Below are 15,983 nucleotides of genomic sequence, written 5' to 3'. Positions count from 1 at the left end.
AACGGAGTCAAAGTTTAACACAAGGCACATGGAGTGAAAAAAAGAAGCAGCCTTCTGCGGCTGCCCCTTTTTTTCATCACACCAGCTTTTCAATGTCTGATTCATACAGCTTACGGTACTGCCCCGGTGTAACGCCCTCCAACTTACGAAACTGCCTAATAAAATTTTGCGAGTTGTTATACCTCAGCTTATCGGAGATTTCCGAAATTTTCATTTCGGTAGCGGTTAGCCATTGCTTGGCCATTTTCATTCGGTAAGTGATCAGATAGTCGCTAAAATTGGTTCCCGTTCCTTTACGGAACACCCGCTTCACATAACTCGGATGATAATGTAGCTGCGAAGCACAATGATCAAGTGTTAAATCAGTGTCATACTGCTCATGAATGATGTCCATAATCTGCTCGGCAATTCGTGTATACTGTGTTTCGCGGCGCTGCTCCAGTAATTGAATGGTCGGTGTGATCACCGTATTTTTCAACCATAGCTCGACATCCTTCAGCGCGTACAGCCTGTCCAGCTGCCCGAATAAAGAGTACTCCTCCCCGTCATTTGCTTGAAGAGATTCACCCTGGTCCTCGACAATTCGAACAATATCCACTATTAGGCGGGTAAAGATAAGCTGATAATCTCTTGGAGTAAGATCGATTCTTCCGATCTCGTCAATTATGGAGGATAGTCCCTCATAGGCACGCTCATAGTCGCCCATTCGAATCGCGTCGTACAATTCCTCTGCAGCGGATAAAGGAAAGATGGGCTTGCGGATATGTCCCTGTTGAACGTCATCGATATGAATGATCAGTTCGCTGCCGAGACGGATCCTATATTTTAACGCCTCCAATCCCTCTCGGTACGCTTTGGAGGAATGATTTAGCTGTTGATAGACACGACTGATCCCGATACTAACTTGAAGATGCAGCAGCCTTTTGATGGTTTCTTGTATCGCTTCTGCTTGGAGATAAGCCTGACTGCGGAATTCCGCCAAGTTGTCGGAGGAATGATGCAACAGGGTGACCTGCGACTTATCAACAGGTGTTGAAAAGAATCGGTTGGCCTCCGGAATGAGCTCGCTGATAATGTTATTGATCGCAAACATTAGCAGATCCGAATCCTCACCATTGTATCGTGTTCCTTCAAGCGTATCGATCTGCAAAACGAGCACACACAATAGCTTCCAGTCACCTGGCTCGTGATACAGCGAGAGCTTCTCACGAACTTCCTTTCCGCTCAACCCTCCCTGAAACAGCCGGATCACCGTAAAGTCCTTTAGCTGCGCCATTTGTACGGATAGTTGCCCGGTCAACTGCGTATGAGTGCTTACGAGCTTGTGAATTCTCTCAGTTATCAGCTGAAATTCATCCTTCCCCTTGCCTGAATTGCCATCGCCGAGCGCGGTTTCAAATAAACGCCGCACAGGCGAATAAATCCGATTGCTGGCAAAAACAGCAACAACCAGCAGCAAGGCGATGATAGTCACACATGTAATAAAGGTTGTCCAACCGATCGCTCTGGAATCTTTCGTAATGCTTTTAATGGACGTGACATCCAAGTAAACCCAATTGTTATAGGAAGATTTCCGGTAAATAACACCAATCTCGTTGCCTTCGTAATTCGTTCTAAAAAAACCGCTTTCCTGACTGCTTCCTCGGATGTCGGCAATATAAGGAAGCGACGAGAGATCTTGACCAATCATTTTCGGATCGTCATGGGTCAGGACATTGTAATTTTCGTCCAAAATCATCATTGTGCCGAGGCCATTTCTGGACGAATTCAACTTGTTTATATAATAATTCGGAATTTGAACCACGAATAGTCCGCTGGGATTCATCGAATTTTGAGGAAGCTTCTCTACCAGACTAATTGAATGACTCTGATCAAAGCTTTCGCTGATCCAAAAAGATCTTTTCACCATGGACGCATAGCCAGTAAATAAATTAAAATAGTCTGATTCGTCAAAGGGCCGCAAGCCATCGTTATTCAAAATCCAGTTATGTTCCTGAGAGACCATATGAACATTTTGAATCCCGAACTCAAAGGTTTTCATCTGATACATACCATGAAGCAGCTCATCAACCAGTATAAAATTGCGAGGTTCCAGCCCCTGTGTCAATGCATGCTTAACAGTCAGACTGCCGACATACTGAATAGCCATATTTTCTACGGCCTTCAATTCCTGCTCAATCCTTGACTGCGTTTGTTCTAATAAAGACATTTGGTCTTCGTTTACCCTATGTTGAATCATCCCTGACGCTTTAGAATATGAAAATATGCCGAGAAAAATAACGGGGAGCGTGCTGAGCAAAATACTGTATAGCAAGATCTTAAATAAATAAGCAGAAGAAAATCTCACCGTAACCTCCCGTTGCACCTATGGTTATGTCGATATATGAAATGTACCCATCATTTTATATAATAAGCCAGTAACCGTCTACAATCATTTCGGACACAATCCAGATAAGAAGCTACATTAGCTTCCAAAACCAATATTTAAGCGAAGTGTACAATAAGAAATCCTATGTTCAGAACTGCTCGAAAGCATCAAAAAAAGGCGTACAGCACCAAGCACTCTGTACGCCAAACACCCGCTGGAACGGGCCACTCCGCTATTACTCTTCACTCGTCGCAATTCTTTCTCTCATTGTCATTTTTGCTCAATCCAAGGCTGAATAATCAATTTCCCGATCCTTGAAATAATATTTTTTATCATGCTCGGAAACTTCTCGCAGTACTTTGCAAGGATTCCCAACAGCGATTACGTTAGACGGGAGGTCTTTCGTCACGATGCTTCCTGCTCCGATCACGGTATTATCGCCAATCTTGACACCTGGGAGCAAAATAGCACCAGCACCTATCCAGCAATTTTTCCCGATCGTTACAGGTGCATTAAATTGATATGCTTTTTGTCGTAGTTCAGGTAAAATCGGATGCCCTGCAGTTGCCACCGTAACGTTCGGCCCAAACATGGTGTAATCTCCAACATAGATGTGCGTATCGTCAACCAATGTCAAATTAAAGTTCGCATAAATGTTTTTGCCAAAATGAACATGCTTGCCACCCCAATTGGAATGAAACGGTGGTTCGATGTAACATCCTTCACCAATCTCCGCAAACATTTCTTTCATTAGAGCAACTCTTTTTTCGTACTCCAGAGGACGTGTCTGATTAAAATCATATAGTCGCTCAAGACAAAGAGTTTGCTCCTTTGCCAGTACTTCATTCCCAGGCAAATACAAGCTACCGTTGTGAAGATTTTCTTTAATGTTCATTTTTGCACCTCATGAAATATGATTTATTTTGATCAATTTTGAGTAGAAAGATCTCGGGTAATATTGTTTAACCACTTAAATCGACGATAACGAATGAACGCAATTGGCGCCTTTATAACTTCGTCCAAACAAATAATTGCAAACACAGCTATTGGCGGAAGTTGCCACACAAAAGCACTTAAATATCCTAATGGTAAAATGATGATCCACATGACAATCGTGTCACACCAGAAGCCAAACTTGGAATCACCTCCTGCAACAAAAATTCCTCCAATGGTTACAGAGTTAATGGATTTAGGGATACAGTAATAGGCACATATAAATAACATTCCATTCAGATAATGCTGCGCCTGCTCATCTAAGCTTATTACTTGAAAAACCAAAGGTTTGATTAATAACGTCATAATGCCTGCTAAGATGCCAAAAATAATGGAATAGGAAGTTATGATATTTCCATATTTTTTAGCTGTTTCTATTTGGCCATTGCCCAAATACTTCCCGATTAGAACTGAGCCGCCGCTTGCAATGCCACCACACAATACGATTACTAAATTCTTAACAACGGAAGCTACAGAATTCGCAGCCACCATATCTGCATGGATATGGCCGATTATTGCTGCTGTTGCTGCAATAGCACAGCCCCAAACAATATAATTCCCTTGAATTGGGAAGGTATATTTCAAATAATCTCTTTGCAGGTTACGTTGAACCTTATCGCGCTTTGGGAATTTCAACTTAATTTTCCCCTTAACTGAGTGCACAATGCAACTGCCAAATTCGATGAAACGTGCAAGAACAGTGGACAATGCAACCGCTACAATCGCCTTATCGGGATCATCTGGATATAGGATGAAAATACTGAAGGCATTAAATAGAATGTTGAGAATAAGGCACACGGAACTTATCCATGCACTTAAACGTGCATTCTCCATACTCCTGATGACACTAAAATACATCTGTGAAATGCCGCCTACTAAGTAGGAAAAGGAGAGAACTTGCAGGAATTGGGAACCGTATGAAATCAGATCCTCGTCATTTGTGAATAGACCCATAAGTACATCAGGCATTAACATTGAAATCCCAAAAAAGAAGAGGGATACCACTGATGTGTACATACATCCGATGCTTAGGACACGTTCAATGGTTTTTAAATCCTGCTTACCCCAGTACTGTGCAGTTAAAATTCCAACTCCAGAAGCCAACCCCATATAAAATAACGTCAGTACAAACGTTACTTGACCCGCCAGCGAAACGGCTGACATTGCAGACTGATTAATAAAACCTAACATGACGACATCAACCGTCACGGCTAATGCAGAAATTAGATTCTGTAAAGCAATTGGTATCACTAGACGAATCAACTGCTGATTAAAGCTCTTGTCTAAATAATTTGACGATAGTAAATTACGCCACATATTTTACCCTCTTTCTAGTCGGTTACACTATAAAAATAGAACATTTGTTATTTTGATTCCATAAAAATTGGGTATAATAATATCAAAATCGTATTTTTATAGGGAGCGGCGTAAAATTGCAACTAGACGTATTCTCTGATTTATCCGAACAAATCGGTTACAACTTAACGCACCTCAAACTTAGAGTTGCCAAAGGAACGTTAATTCAGTTCGATAAATTCGCGGCAGCGTGTCATTGGCACACAGATTTAGAGTTCATATCCGTTTTGGACGGATCCATGAATTTTTATGTGCACGGAGAAACGGTGCTTTTAGAAAAAGGTCAAGGGATATTTGTAAATAGCAAGCGATTGCATTATGGATATTCTTCCGATATGTCAGATTGCATTTACATTGTGGCATGTATTCATCCTTCGATAATCGGAACAGAACGCTGGCTTGGGAATGAATATTGGGAAGAGAAATTCGGGTCAAATACAGAAGATTTTATTGTTCTAAAGGGAGATATCCCCTGGCACAGAGAGACTCTCCTTTCCTTAGATCAACTTTACGAAGAGATGCACAGCAACCACCGAAACCCTCTTTCCTTGCTGTCGCTGGCCGTTTCGTTATGTGCAACAATAGGGCGTCATATTGAAGATAGAAGCCAACAAACAGCGATTGATCACACTTCGTTTTATATTTGGAAAATGACGGCATTTATTCATGGGAATTATGAAAACAAAATCACGCTTGAACATATAGCAACCTCGGGCTCCACAAGCAGAACTCAGTGCTGCAAACTGTTTGCGGAATATCTAGGACAAACGCCAAATGAGTATCTGACTAATTACCGTCTGAAGAAAAGTTGTGAATTACTGATGGGAACAGCCAGATCAATTAGCGACATAGCTTTATCTTGCGGGTTTCAGAGTGCTAGTTATTTTTCATTTGTCTTCCGAAAGGAATTTGGGAAGACTCCTAATGATTACCGTAAAAGGCAGAATGAATAGATGATACCGGAACAGTGTTAAATGGAAGGAACATTTAAGGTATCTTCATAAAGAATGGAGTATCTGCTGGGAGCAGATACTCCATTTTTTTCTTTGATCTAGCAGTAGCAAATCTATCGCAGAAAGAGTTCGCTCCGCTGAATTGGATTTCGGAATATACGCATCTCCATCAGTAAACCTCCTTCAACATCTGAGCACCGGAAACTTGGAATGAATGAACATTCATTTCTATTCGATTCTGTTTCATAGAAATATCTTTATTTTTCCAAAGAATATGATACTATCATTATGTCAAGTCAGATTTCATGACATGAAAATCGAGAGTTAGCGTGGTGATTCTATAAAAAGATTATAAACATTGCTTTAAAAACCTAATAAATCATTTTTGTGTCAAGTTATTTAACACAATATTCTCGACATCGGACACTTTTGTCCTTATTAAGAGGGTGATCAACTACATAACTAACAACAAGTGCAGCGGTTCAAGAGCAACGAATCTATCATATGTTCGTAGGAGGCTATCCACTTGAAGAGAAAATTGTTAATGAAGTCGATCATTGTTATGGCGTTCTCATCGACCCTAATCGGCACCTTGAGTCCAGCGCTTACTTATGCTAATAACGATGTGAATCCCCGAAAAAGCGCATGGACTGAGGAAACCGCTCCAAAAGAAGAGGTTCTTCAAATCCCTACACAAAATCAATCATCCGAAAAAACACAAAAACCTTCAGTCACCAATGCAAAAAACGATTATATCAATAATCGTATCATTGTAAAATATAAAAAAGGCTTTAACTCTCTATCCTCAGCAGCAATTGCAGCTAACCGCATTCAAAATAGAGTGACGCTCAGCAGCATCGACGCAGAAGTCATGCAGCTTACCCCATCTACAGATATTGAACAGCTTCTCGCAGAATTAAACAAAGATTCGAATGTTCAGTATGCAGAGCCTGACCGCAAGGTTTATCCGGCCAGCCTGCCAAACGATCAGTACTTCCCTAAACAATGGGGACTTCACAACACCGGCCAGGTCGTGCCTTATAACTTCAACAACCCTTATCAAGAAGGGCGCGAGGGTTTGGTGGGGCTTGACATCAAGGCACCTGAAGCTTGGGAAATTACGAAAGGCAGCAGCGATGTTGTGATTGCAGTAATCGATACAGGGATTGCAAGCAATCATCTGGATTTGAAGGACAGTCTATGGACCAATACGAAGGAGATTCCAGGCAATCAGAAAGATGATGATGGTAATGGTTATATCGATGATGTCTCTGGATGGAATTTCTTCGGAAATAACAATCAGATTTACAGTGAACTTGACGGTGATTTGCACGGTACCGTGATAGGCGGAATTATTGCTGCATCAAACAATAACGAGACAGGCATTTCCGGCATCGCACCCAATGTCAAGCTGATGCCGCTCAAATTCATTGGACCCGAAACGGGGGCAGTATCCGATATCATTAAAGCAATTGCCTATGCGGAGAACAAAGGCGTGAAGATCGCCAATTTAAGCGTCGAAATGGAAGAATATAGCCAAGCGCTGAAGGATGCGATTGATGCGTCTTCTATGTTGTTTATTACCGCTGCAGGCAACGGTGGATACAATAATGATGGTTATCCTGCTTATCCATCTTCCTACGACAGCCCCAATATTGTTTCCGTGACATCCGTCACCAACGAAGGACAGCTTTCCGCAATCGGGAATTATGGATTCAAGTCTGTTGACGTTGCAGCTCCTGGTGACGCGATTGTAACGACAATCCCTACGAATAATCCCGGGCTTGGCGCTGAGATCCATGATCCTGCTTTGAATGACAAAGTCGTTTTTAACGGGATTGGCTTTGAGTATATCCCGAATGGTCAGGAAGATGATGATGAGGGCTTCGCTGCCTCCAAGGATTCCTTCAACTACCGTCAAGATGCATTCGACAAAGCCATGGAGTACCTGGGTGTTTCTAAGTTCAATGCTGATTCAAAAATCCTTCTGGTTCAGGATGATCTTTCCAATATGTCTCCGATAGCAAGCGTAAATAGGCTTCCAATCTATGAAGAGCTTCTCAAGGATTATGCAGGTACGATCACACATGTTCAAGCAGCTGTTAACGGAGGAGACGGTCCGACAGCTGAAGTAATGAAGAATTACGATGCAGTTATCTGGTTTACGGGTATGGCTGACAGAAGGTCCGTTTCGAACTTGACGGCAGAAGACCAGAAGCAATTAACTGAATACCTTACAAAGGATAGCGGTCATATCTTGTTTTCGGGTAACAATGTGCTCAATGGTTTTGACGAGAAAGGTGGCTCTAACGGAGAATCTAGTATTCTCGACAGTGATTTTGTGAAAAACGTTCTTCATATTCAATGGGTGGAACAACACGACTACAGTTATGCCGAAGGCATGCCGGATACGATTTATGCGAATATGAAGTATCCGCTCGAAGAGGATAGGGACAGTTACAATGTCATTTTGTCCACAGATCCTTCGATCACGAAAATTAATTTGAACCACACGAATTCTGACTTTTTTGATAGTAATTACGAGATTCTGAGTGGCACTTCGATTGCGGCTGCCCATGCTTCAGGCGTTGCAGCACTCGTTCTTAGCCAGGAGCCTTCTCTAAGTGCTTTGGCAATTAAGCAGCGAATTATTAATAGTGGTACGCGACTCAGCTCCTTAACAGGATTCGTGGCTAGCGGCAGAATGATTAACGCCTATAAGGCACTAACAGACGATGATATCCCGGGTACGCCGTTCTTCGGCGAAAGTGTTACTAACCAACTGAATGACAAGAGCGACGCGAATGACGTTTACTCATTGGAGTTGAATGCTGGGGACAATGTCAACATTTCACTGACAGGCGACAATGGCACTGATTTTGATCTTCTCTTGTATCCGCCTGATGCAAAAACGATCTATACAAGCGGCAACTTGCTTGCTTATTCAGAAAATGTAGACACCTCCACAGAAGCCATTACATACAAGGTTACAACGAGCGGTACTTATTATGTGAATGTATATGCCTATAAAGGCAGCGGTAGCTATACGCTTACAGTTAAAACTGATAACCAGATCGGTGGCTATGAAGAATCCAGCCCTTCATTGGTATTTATTGGCCAATGGTCAACTATCAACAACAGTGCATTTTCAGGAAGAAGCGCCAAACAAATCAATGAAAAAGGCAAGGTTGAATTCTCTTTTCAAGGTAATTATTTCTCTTGGATAGGCATGAAAAATGAAAATCAAGGGATTGCCGATGTGTTCTTTGATGGTGTGAAAGTAGCATCCCCATCCTTGTACAGCCCTACTACATTAAGCAAGCAAGTGATCTTCGAGAAACTGTTCCCTTATGGACAGCATACCATCAGCATAGAATGGACAGGCAAACTCGACCCTGAGGCCAAAAAATCAGGAACTGCCTTCCTCAACGTGGATGCCTTTACGGTTGCTAACTTAGTGGAGGATGACGATTATTCAGGCAGCTTCAACGTCCCATGGTTTACGAATATCAGCTCGAAGCATTTGGGTGGAATGGCCAGATACTCAGAGCTTGCAAACAGCACCGCTCAATATCAATTTGAGGGCAAAAAGGTTCAACTCATCGCTTATACCGGTCCGAATCGAGGTAAAGCCAATATCTACATCGACGATGATCTTGTGACACCTGTACCCGTCGATATGTACAGTGCATCAACGAAATACCGTGCAGTTGTTTTCGAGTCAGCCCTTTTATCGCCTGGCGTTCATACGATCAAGATCGTCAATACGGGACAAAAGAATGCGGCATCCAGCGGTACGTTCATCTCGTTTGATGCAATTTCCATCATTCAGTAAAAAGCAAGAATCATATTTTAAGAAATGGGGAAATAGAACTTGGCTAAATTGCTGATTAAACAATCGGTTGCTCTCTTAATGGCTTCTCTTATGCTTGTTGCTCCCTACAGTTACCAAGTCGCGGCAGCTGAGACATCATCGCATTCTACCGATCTACAACAACTCCAGTCCAAATTGCACGCCTCGTTGATGGATTCGCTGAAGAGCAACAGCTTGCAGAAATCTACTAATACAGATGCTCCAATTATAGATCCTGACATCGACACCACCTCATCTAAAAAAGTGAATGTAATCGTTCAGCTAAGCGGACAGCCAGTCACTGTTGCCAAATATGCGGCAGGACTTGCCAAGAAGTCATTCTCTACTCAGTCCGCTGAGCAAACGCTTAAAGCTGAACAGACATCGTTCTTGAGCGCTGCCAGTACAAAAGGCATTGGGATGAAAGTTAATTTTGAGTATAATACCGTCCTTAACGGGTTGGAAGTCACGATGGATGCGAATCAAATTCCTCAACTGGCCAAAGTTCCAGGTGTGAAAGCCATCAGCCCGAACATCACCTATTATGCCGCCCCGCTTCCGGCAACACCGATTTTGAGCTCTGAAGCAAATGTACCGATTAACTACGATATTGATCCGCTGCAACAAATTGGGGCTACAGAAGCTTGGAATTTGGGCTATACGGGCAAAGGACTGAAGGTTGGCGTCATCGATACCGGCGTCGATTACCTGCACCCGGATTTGGCAAGTGCCTACAAGGGAGGATACGATTCCTTCTATAAGGATGATGATCCATATGAGGACTTACCCGATGATAATTATGGTTTTGAAGGCAGCGATCACGGCACCCACGTTTCGGGAACCATTGTTGGACGGGCGGTGAATCAAACTTCAGAATGGGTTCAAAAGGGGGTTGCTTATGAAGCTGATCTTTACTCCTATAAAGTACTAGGGAAAAATATTGTGCCAGATGATAATGGTTGGCCGGTAGTGCAAGTCACAGGATCCTCCGCTCAAGTCATTGACGGGATTGAGCATGCGATCAAGGATGGAATGGATGTTATCAACCTTTCTTTGGGCTCGAATATGGAGAAAAGTCCTGACTCACCGGATTCCATTGCCATTAATAACGCTGTTCTTTCAGGCGTTACAGCTGTCGTTGCCAGTGGTAACTCTGGAAGCGATGGTTACTATTATTACAGTATGGGATCGCCTGCCAGCTCACAACTGGGTATCACGGTTGCAGCTGCGACAAGTACGAGTAAGCACATCAGCGGCACCGTTGCGCCCACCTTTTCTAATGCGCAAGCCCCCGAAGCACGCGTATCAGTAAACAATGCAGTTTATGGTGCTGTTACGGTCAATGAAGCGGTATACGCTCTGGATGTTATGGCTTGGGGCGTCGGTCAAGAAGATCTGACACAAGTGCTTGGCACTGATCCGCTGGAAGCCGTCTATGTTGGTCTCGGAGCGGATTCGGATTATTCGAGCGATGTCAATTACGATGGAAAAGTGGTTTTTGCTTCACGTGGTGTGCTCTCTTTTGATGTAAAGGTCAAAAACGCCAAAAACCATCATGCAAAAGCACTCATTATTTTTAATGGTAATGCCAAGAATGGACAAGGAACGGAAGTGGATCTCTCCGAACATATCGGCGGTCGTGATGGAAAGATCGGCGTTGCCGGTTTCCTTGGCGAAAATTATGATTTCCTCCCTACATTCGATATGGGTGGTTTTGAGGGTCGAGCACTCGCAAGAAAGATCATTTCAGCTGAGTACAGCAGTAAGGTGCTGAATTTCACATTTGGTGATTCGTTCAAATCGGAGATTGTACCTGGAGATCGCATTGCTGATTTCAGCTCACGCGGACCGAATTCCGACGGCAACTACAGTATTAAACCCGACATCGGCGGCCCAGGCGTGAACATTCGCTCCACATGGCCTGCTTTCGGCAAAATAAATCCGGATGCCAATTATGAAAGAGCGTACAACCGAATCAGTGGTACGAGCATGGCATCGCCACATATTGCGGGCCTTGCGCTGCTGGTACTACAAAAACATCCAGACTGGACTCCTCGCGATGTGCGTGCTGCGCTCGCCAATACGGCAGACACTCTTGTGGATGAGAAAGGTACTCAGTATGATGTATACTCCCAAGGTGCAGGACGCGCCGATGTGTTTAGTGCGCTTGCAACGCCAGCGCTTGTGGAAGCCATGGATTCGATTACCATTTATGATGAGAAAATGAATCCAAAAGTTCTGCAAAGCGAAGCCAGCAGTGTCAGCTTCGGGGCCATTGAACCTGGTGCAGATGCTCTCGTCAAACCGCTCCGATTGAAAAACACATCGGAAACCGAATTGACCTATTCTGCTTCTGTCGTCATGCATAACCATGTAACTTCGGATCCAAGTGATCCGATCGAAACACCGAGCAGCGATAACGTTGAGGTGAAGCTGGGAGGGCTTATGAATCCACAGTCTAGCACCATTACCGTGGCTGGAAATACGAGTCACTCCTTTACCCTTTCTGCCAAGGCCAAAAATGGAGCTGTTCATGGTGTTTACGAAGGTGAAGTCTTATTGCAAAGCACTGGACTCCCGAACCTGCATCTTCCGTTTGTCATTCATGTAGGCAAAGATGTTTCAGATAACGATTTTGAATTGCAAGACATGAAAGTATCCAATGTAAAAGTATCGTATGATGCCCCAATCGAAGTCTCTGCTAACTTGGTAAGCGACGAAATGAACTATATGGAGCTCTACTATACGGGCGTGGATGATGAAACTTCAGGCATGTTGTCTTCATGGTTCGATATCAATCTACTAGATGCAAGTTTAAAACCGATTCCTGCAGGTAAGTTTACATTTGAAAATGTAGACGGTAGTTATGTAGGGCAGGAAGTAGATGAATATGGCAGACTCGTTGTCAAACAGCTTCCTGAGGGGCCGTACAAATTTGTCGTGGTTGCCGTTCGCTACGATAAAAGTCTGAAGCCTGAGAAAGTGACCTCTATCTCCCAGACCGTTTATGTGCAAAAAAGCTCGGCAGGTACAGATCAACCCCAGCCTCCGACAACTCCAACACCACCAACTTCAGGTGGAGGAGGCGGTGGTGGTGGTTACATAGCACCGCCAGCTGCCGGTAATCAGGAAGTCGCATCTTCCGTCGTACAAAGCAATCAAACGATCGTTCCTTTGACAGGAAGTGTTGCCCAGCAAGGAGATCATAGCACTGTGACGGTAACAGATTCTGAACTGCAGAAAGCCCTGGATACAGCTAAGCAGTCTTTAACAGCCTTCAGTGTATCCATGTCTTCTTCCAATGGAGCTGATAAGTCTGCAAGTTTAAGCCTTACAGCTTCGCAAGTGAACATGCTGAAGGCAACCTCCAAGCAAAGTGTTATTGTCTTTACTTGGAAGGATGCTTCCGTATCGCTCCCGCTATCCGCTTTAGAAGGCTTGAAGGGGTCAGCTAGTTTGGTGATCGACATTACGCCGGCTGCTGAAAAAACATCGTACTTCGCGGAAAGTTACGATGGTGCAGCGGTCATTGGCACGCCATACACCTTTGAAGTATCGTCTGTCGTTGATGGTGTGAAAACACCGGTTACGTTGAAACCAGATCAAGTAGTTTACAGGTCGTTTATCGTGGAGCAAGCTGTAGATGCTAGTCGTACAGGCGCTCTCTACGCGGAAGGAACCGCGGTTTATCCTGTTCCAGCTCAGTTTAAGAAAACAACTGATGGCAAAACGATTGTAACCATCGGCCGTCCAGGATTATCTACCTATGTGGTTGCGAGTCACTCGGTTGCATTTACCGATATTCAATCGTCATGGGCGAAAAATCAGATCGAAACACTTACACATAAATTTATTTTAAATGGGACATCATCAACGACATTTTCACCCGAGATTAACGTGACACGTGCTCAGTTTGCCTCGATGCTGGTAAGAGCACTTGGCTTGCAGATGAGCGCAGCAGCTGCGCCATTCAGTGACGTCACAAGCAAGGATTGGTTCGCACAGGACGTTGCGGTCGCTTATCAAGCAGGACTGATTTCCGGTTATGACGGCATCTTCAATCCTAATGCGGAAATTAGCAGACAAGATTTGACGGTTATGCTCTCCAGAGCGATTAAACTTTTGAGTATCACCAAACAATCGGTTGGCACAGTCAAGCCATACACCGACTTTGCTCAGTTCGGCGATTACGCCCAAGAAAGTATTCAAACAGTAACAGACATCGGTTTAATGGATGGCATCGAAGAAGCAGGAAGCTTGTTCTTCCGTCCAACGCTGTCAACTACACGTGAAGCTGCAGCCAAGGTGCTTCATGAATTGCTTATAGCTGCAAAACGAATTAATTAACAAAAGAAGCCCCTTCGTTTCGGGATTAGGCCGGAATGAAGGGGTTTTTGTCGTTTGTCCATTGTGTTCCAACTCCCTTACATTAAAAAAGGAAGGTTGAAATAAAACTTAAGAGCAGCAGTAAACAAATCATAAATATTAAAAATCTCCATCTTTTATATTTTCTCAAAACAGCTGATATGCCACCCGAATTGAAGAAAGCAAACATACACTCGATAAACATTGCAAGTAATATGACTTTAATAAAATGATTAAGAAATAGAGCCATGCCTCACCCCAATAGTTTAATAATCTCATTTACGCATTGTTCTACATCCTTGTTTGAACAATCGAGGGCTTTATCACTGTACTTAATGTATAAGGGTAGTCTTTCCTCGTAAACGTCTTCTAGACTATTTCCATTCTTGATAACAATGCCTCTAGTTGTTACATTGTTTAGTCTTCTTTTAATCTCATCGTATGGGACGTGTAAATAAATGACCGTACCACTTTCTTTAAGGACGTTCATGGCTTTTTCTGAATATATAACGCTTCCTCCCGTAGAGATAATGCAATTTTCTAAATGCAGTTCCGATATCGCTTTTTCTTCGATCTGCATAAATATCTTTATCCCATCGTTATCTATTATTTCTTGTAATAACTTACCTTCACGTTGTTGAATGATAATATCCGTATCGACAAAGTTCATTCCTAAAGCTTTTGCAAGCAATACACCTAGAGTGCTTTTACCAGCACCCGACATACCTATAAGGACTATATTCATTTTCTTCCTCACTTCATATTAATTGTTATTGATACATTAAATTTTCGGTAATTCCCAGAAATATCCTTCATATGATGTTAACCCCTCGTTACTTCAATGAACAAAAAAGTGACCCACAGCAACGGGCCGTGGGTCATAATTAATTATATTTTAAAGGGGGTCAGTTTTATTATAGGCTTGATTCATTAAAGCTATATGAAAATAAGATTTCATTCTTGTTACATTTATTAATGAGCGGTGTTCGCCAATGTCGCCATGACCTCCATCGTACGGTAATACGTCCTGGCGTCTTCGGCTTCGTATTCCACGATGGTGCTGTTCGGGAGACTTTGCACCCCAAAGACGCTAGAATCGAGTTCGGCCTGACCATTATTAATGAACTCGCTTCGCACTTCTGCTGCCAAACGTCTGGGTCAGAATGACACCTGCATTTTCTATAAACTGCACGTCTCCATTTTTGACACTGAAATTTCGTATCCTTTTGAAACCCCAACCGAGCTTGCTCGATAGATGTTACTTTACGTATTGCATATATATGATCACAACTCCAAGATCGGCAAACATATGGCTTATAATCGGAATGAGTATCGATCCCGTACGGTGGCGAATCCATCCCCATAGTACACCTGCTGCAAAAATAGGAACCACAGCGACAGCGTTAAGTGGCCAACTGAATACCGGTATTATGACGATCAAATGATAAGAGGTAAACCAAAAAGAAGCATGAAGCAAATTTTTCGCAGAACCAAGGCTTTGTCCGATCCTGTGGTATAAGTATCCGCGCCAATAGATTTCTTCTAAAATCGGATTGAGCAGTACCAATATGAGTAGCAATAGTACGGACTGGTCACCGGAAAAATTCCACTCTCCTAACAAATTTCTCAATCGCTCGATATCGAACAACATGTCGTGCAAATAATAAGCACCAATTAGGATCGTAATCAGAAAAATGAGCCCCAAGCTAAGTCCAAGTATCATTTGACGGAGGGATCCAGTAAGTCCCCAATCGCCAATCGTACGGGTCAGCCTATTTTTTCGACATACAAGGTAGTCTATAAACGGTATAATACCTATCCAACTGTAAAAGAGCGCAAACGTAAGTATTACACTGTGTCCAACATGAAGTCCAAGTGCCACTAATACAGATGGGGCTAGTCCTATCACATAGCGATTCATATTAATCTCCCTATCCGAGAATTTTGCCAAAAATCAGATAGTGATATCATAACGGGAAGAGTTCGCATAATATAGTACTAACATAATATAGTACCTGTCTGAAGAAAATAAAGTTATAGACTGGATTTATTGATTCTAGGCGGATTTCTGAAAGGCGGTGTAAATACAGTGCGA

The 15,983-nt window shown here is 43.0% G+C and carries 8 protein-coding genes; 3 read left to right on the top strand and 5 right to left on the bottom strand.

The window, feature by feature from the left end:
* Positions 1–76: 76 nt before the first annotated feature.
* From ACKTT9_RS10725 to ACKTT9_RS10715, 3 genes are all read right to left on the bottom strand, one after another.
* Positions 77–2,347 (bottom strand): helix-turn-helix domain-containing protein, encoded by a 2,271-nt coding sequence (locus ACKTT9_RS10725; protein ID WP_407871526.1) that lies wholly within the window; start codon positions 2,345–2,347, stop codon positions 77–79.
* A 301-nt stretch (positions 2,348–2,648) separates the two neighbouring features.
* A complete protein-coding gene (locus ACKTT9_RS10720; RefSeq protein WP_407871525.1) occupies positions 2,649–3,263 on the bottom strand; it encodes a sugar O-acetyltransferase in 615 nt (204 codons plus the stop codon).
* Positions 3,264–3,295: 32 nt separating this feature from the next.
* A complete protein-coding gene (locus ACKTT9_RS10715) occupies positions 3,296–4,678 on the bottom strand; it encodes an MATE family efflux transporter (RefSeq protein ID WP_407871524.1) in 1,383 nt (460 codons plus the stop codon).
* Positions 4,679–4,794: 116 nt separating this feature from the next.
* Between ACKTT9_RS10715 and ACKTT9_RS10710 the strand changes: the two genes are divergently transcribed.
* The 3 genes from ACKTT9_RS10710 (at position 4,795) to ACKTT9_RS10700 (ending at position 13,870) form a co-directional block, all read left to right on the top strand.
* Positions 4,795–5,670 (top strand): AraC family transcriptional regulator, encoded by an 876-nt coding sequence (locus ACKTT9_RS10710; RefSeq protein WP_407871523.1) that lies wholly within the window; start codon positions 4,795–4,797, stop codon positions 5,668–5,670.
* A gap of 526 nt (positions 5,671–6,196) precedes the next feature.
* Positions 6,197–9,505, top strand: a complete 3,309-nt coding sequence (locus ACKTT9_RS10705) for a S8 family serine peptidase (RefSeq protein WP_407871522.1) — start codon at positions 6,197–6,199, stop codon at positions 9,503–9,505.
* A 39-nt stretch (positions 9,506–9,544) separates the two neighbouring features.
* Entirely contained in the window at positions 9,545–13,870 is a 4,326-nt protein-coding gene (locus ACKTT9_RS10700; RefSeq protein WP_407871521.1) for a S8 family serine peptidase, read from the top strand.
* 271 nt (positions 13,871–14,141) lie between these two features.
* On the opposite strand, the gene ACKTT9_RS10695 is transcribed toward ACKTT9_RS10700, so the two are convergent.
* Both ACKTT9_RS10695 and ACKTT9_RS10690 read right to left on the bottom strand, forming a co-directional pair.
* Positions 14,142–14,633, bottom strand: a complete 492-nt coding sequence (locus ACKTT9_RS10695) for a shikimate kinase (protein WP_407871520.1) — start codon at positions 14,631–14,633, stop codon at positions 14,142–14,144.
* Positions 14,634–15,146: 513 nt separating this feature from the next.
* Positions 15,147–15,809, bottom strand: coding sequence for a lysostaphin resistance A-like protein (locus ACKTT9_RS10690; RefSeq protein WP_407871519.1), 663 nt, complete (start codon positions 15,807–15,809; stop codon positions 15,147–15,149).
* Between the last annotated feature and the right edge of the window lie 174 nt (positions 15,810–15,983).

The organism is Paenibacillus sp. P36, assembly GCF_045866505.1.
GTDB lineage: Bacteria > Bacillota > Bacilli > Paenibacillales > NBRC-103111 > Paenibacillus_E > Paenibacillus_E chondroitinus.
This window is presented reverse-complemented; position numbering and strand designations above follow the sequence as displayed.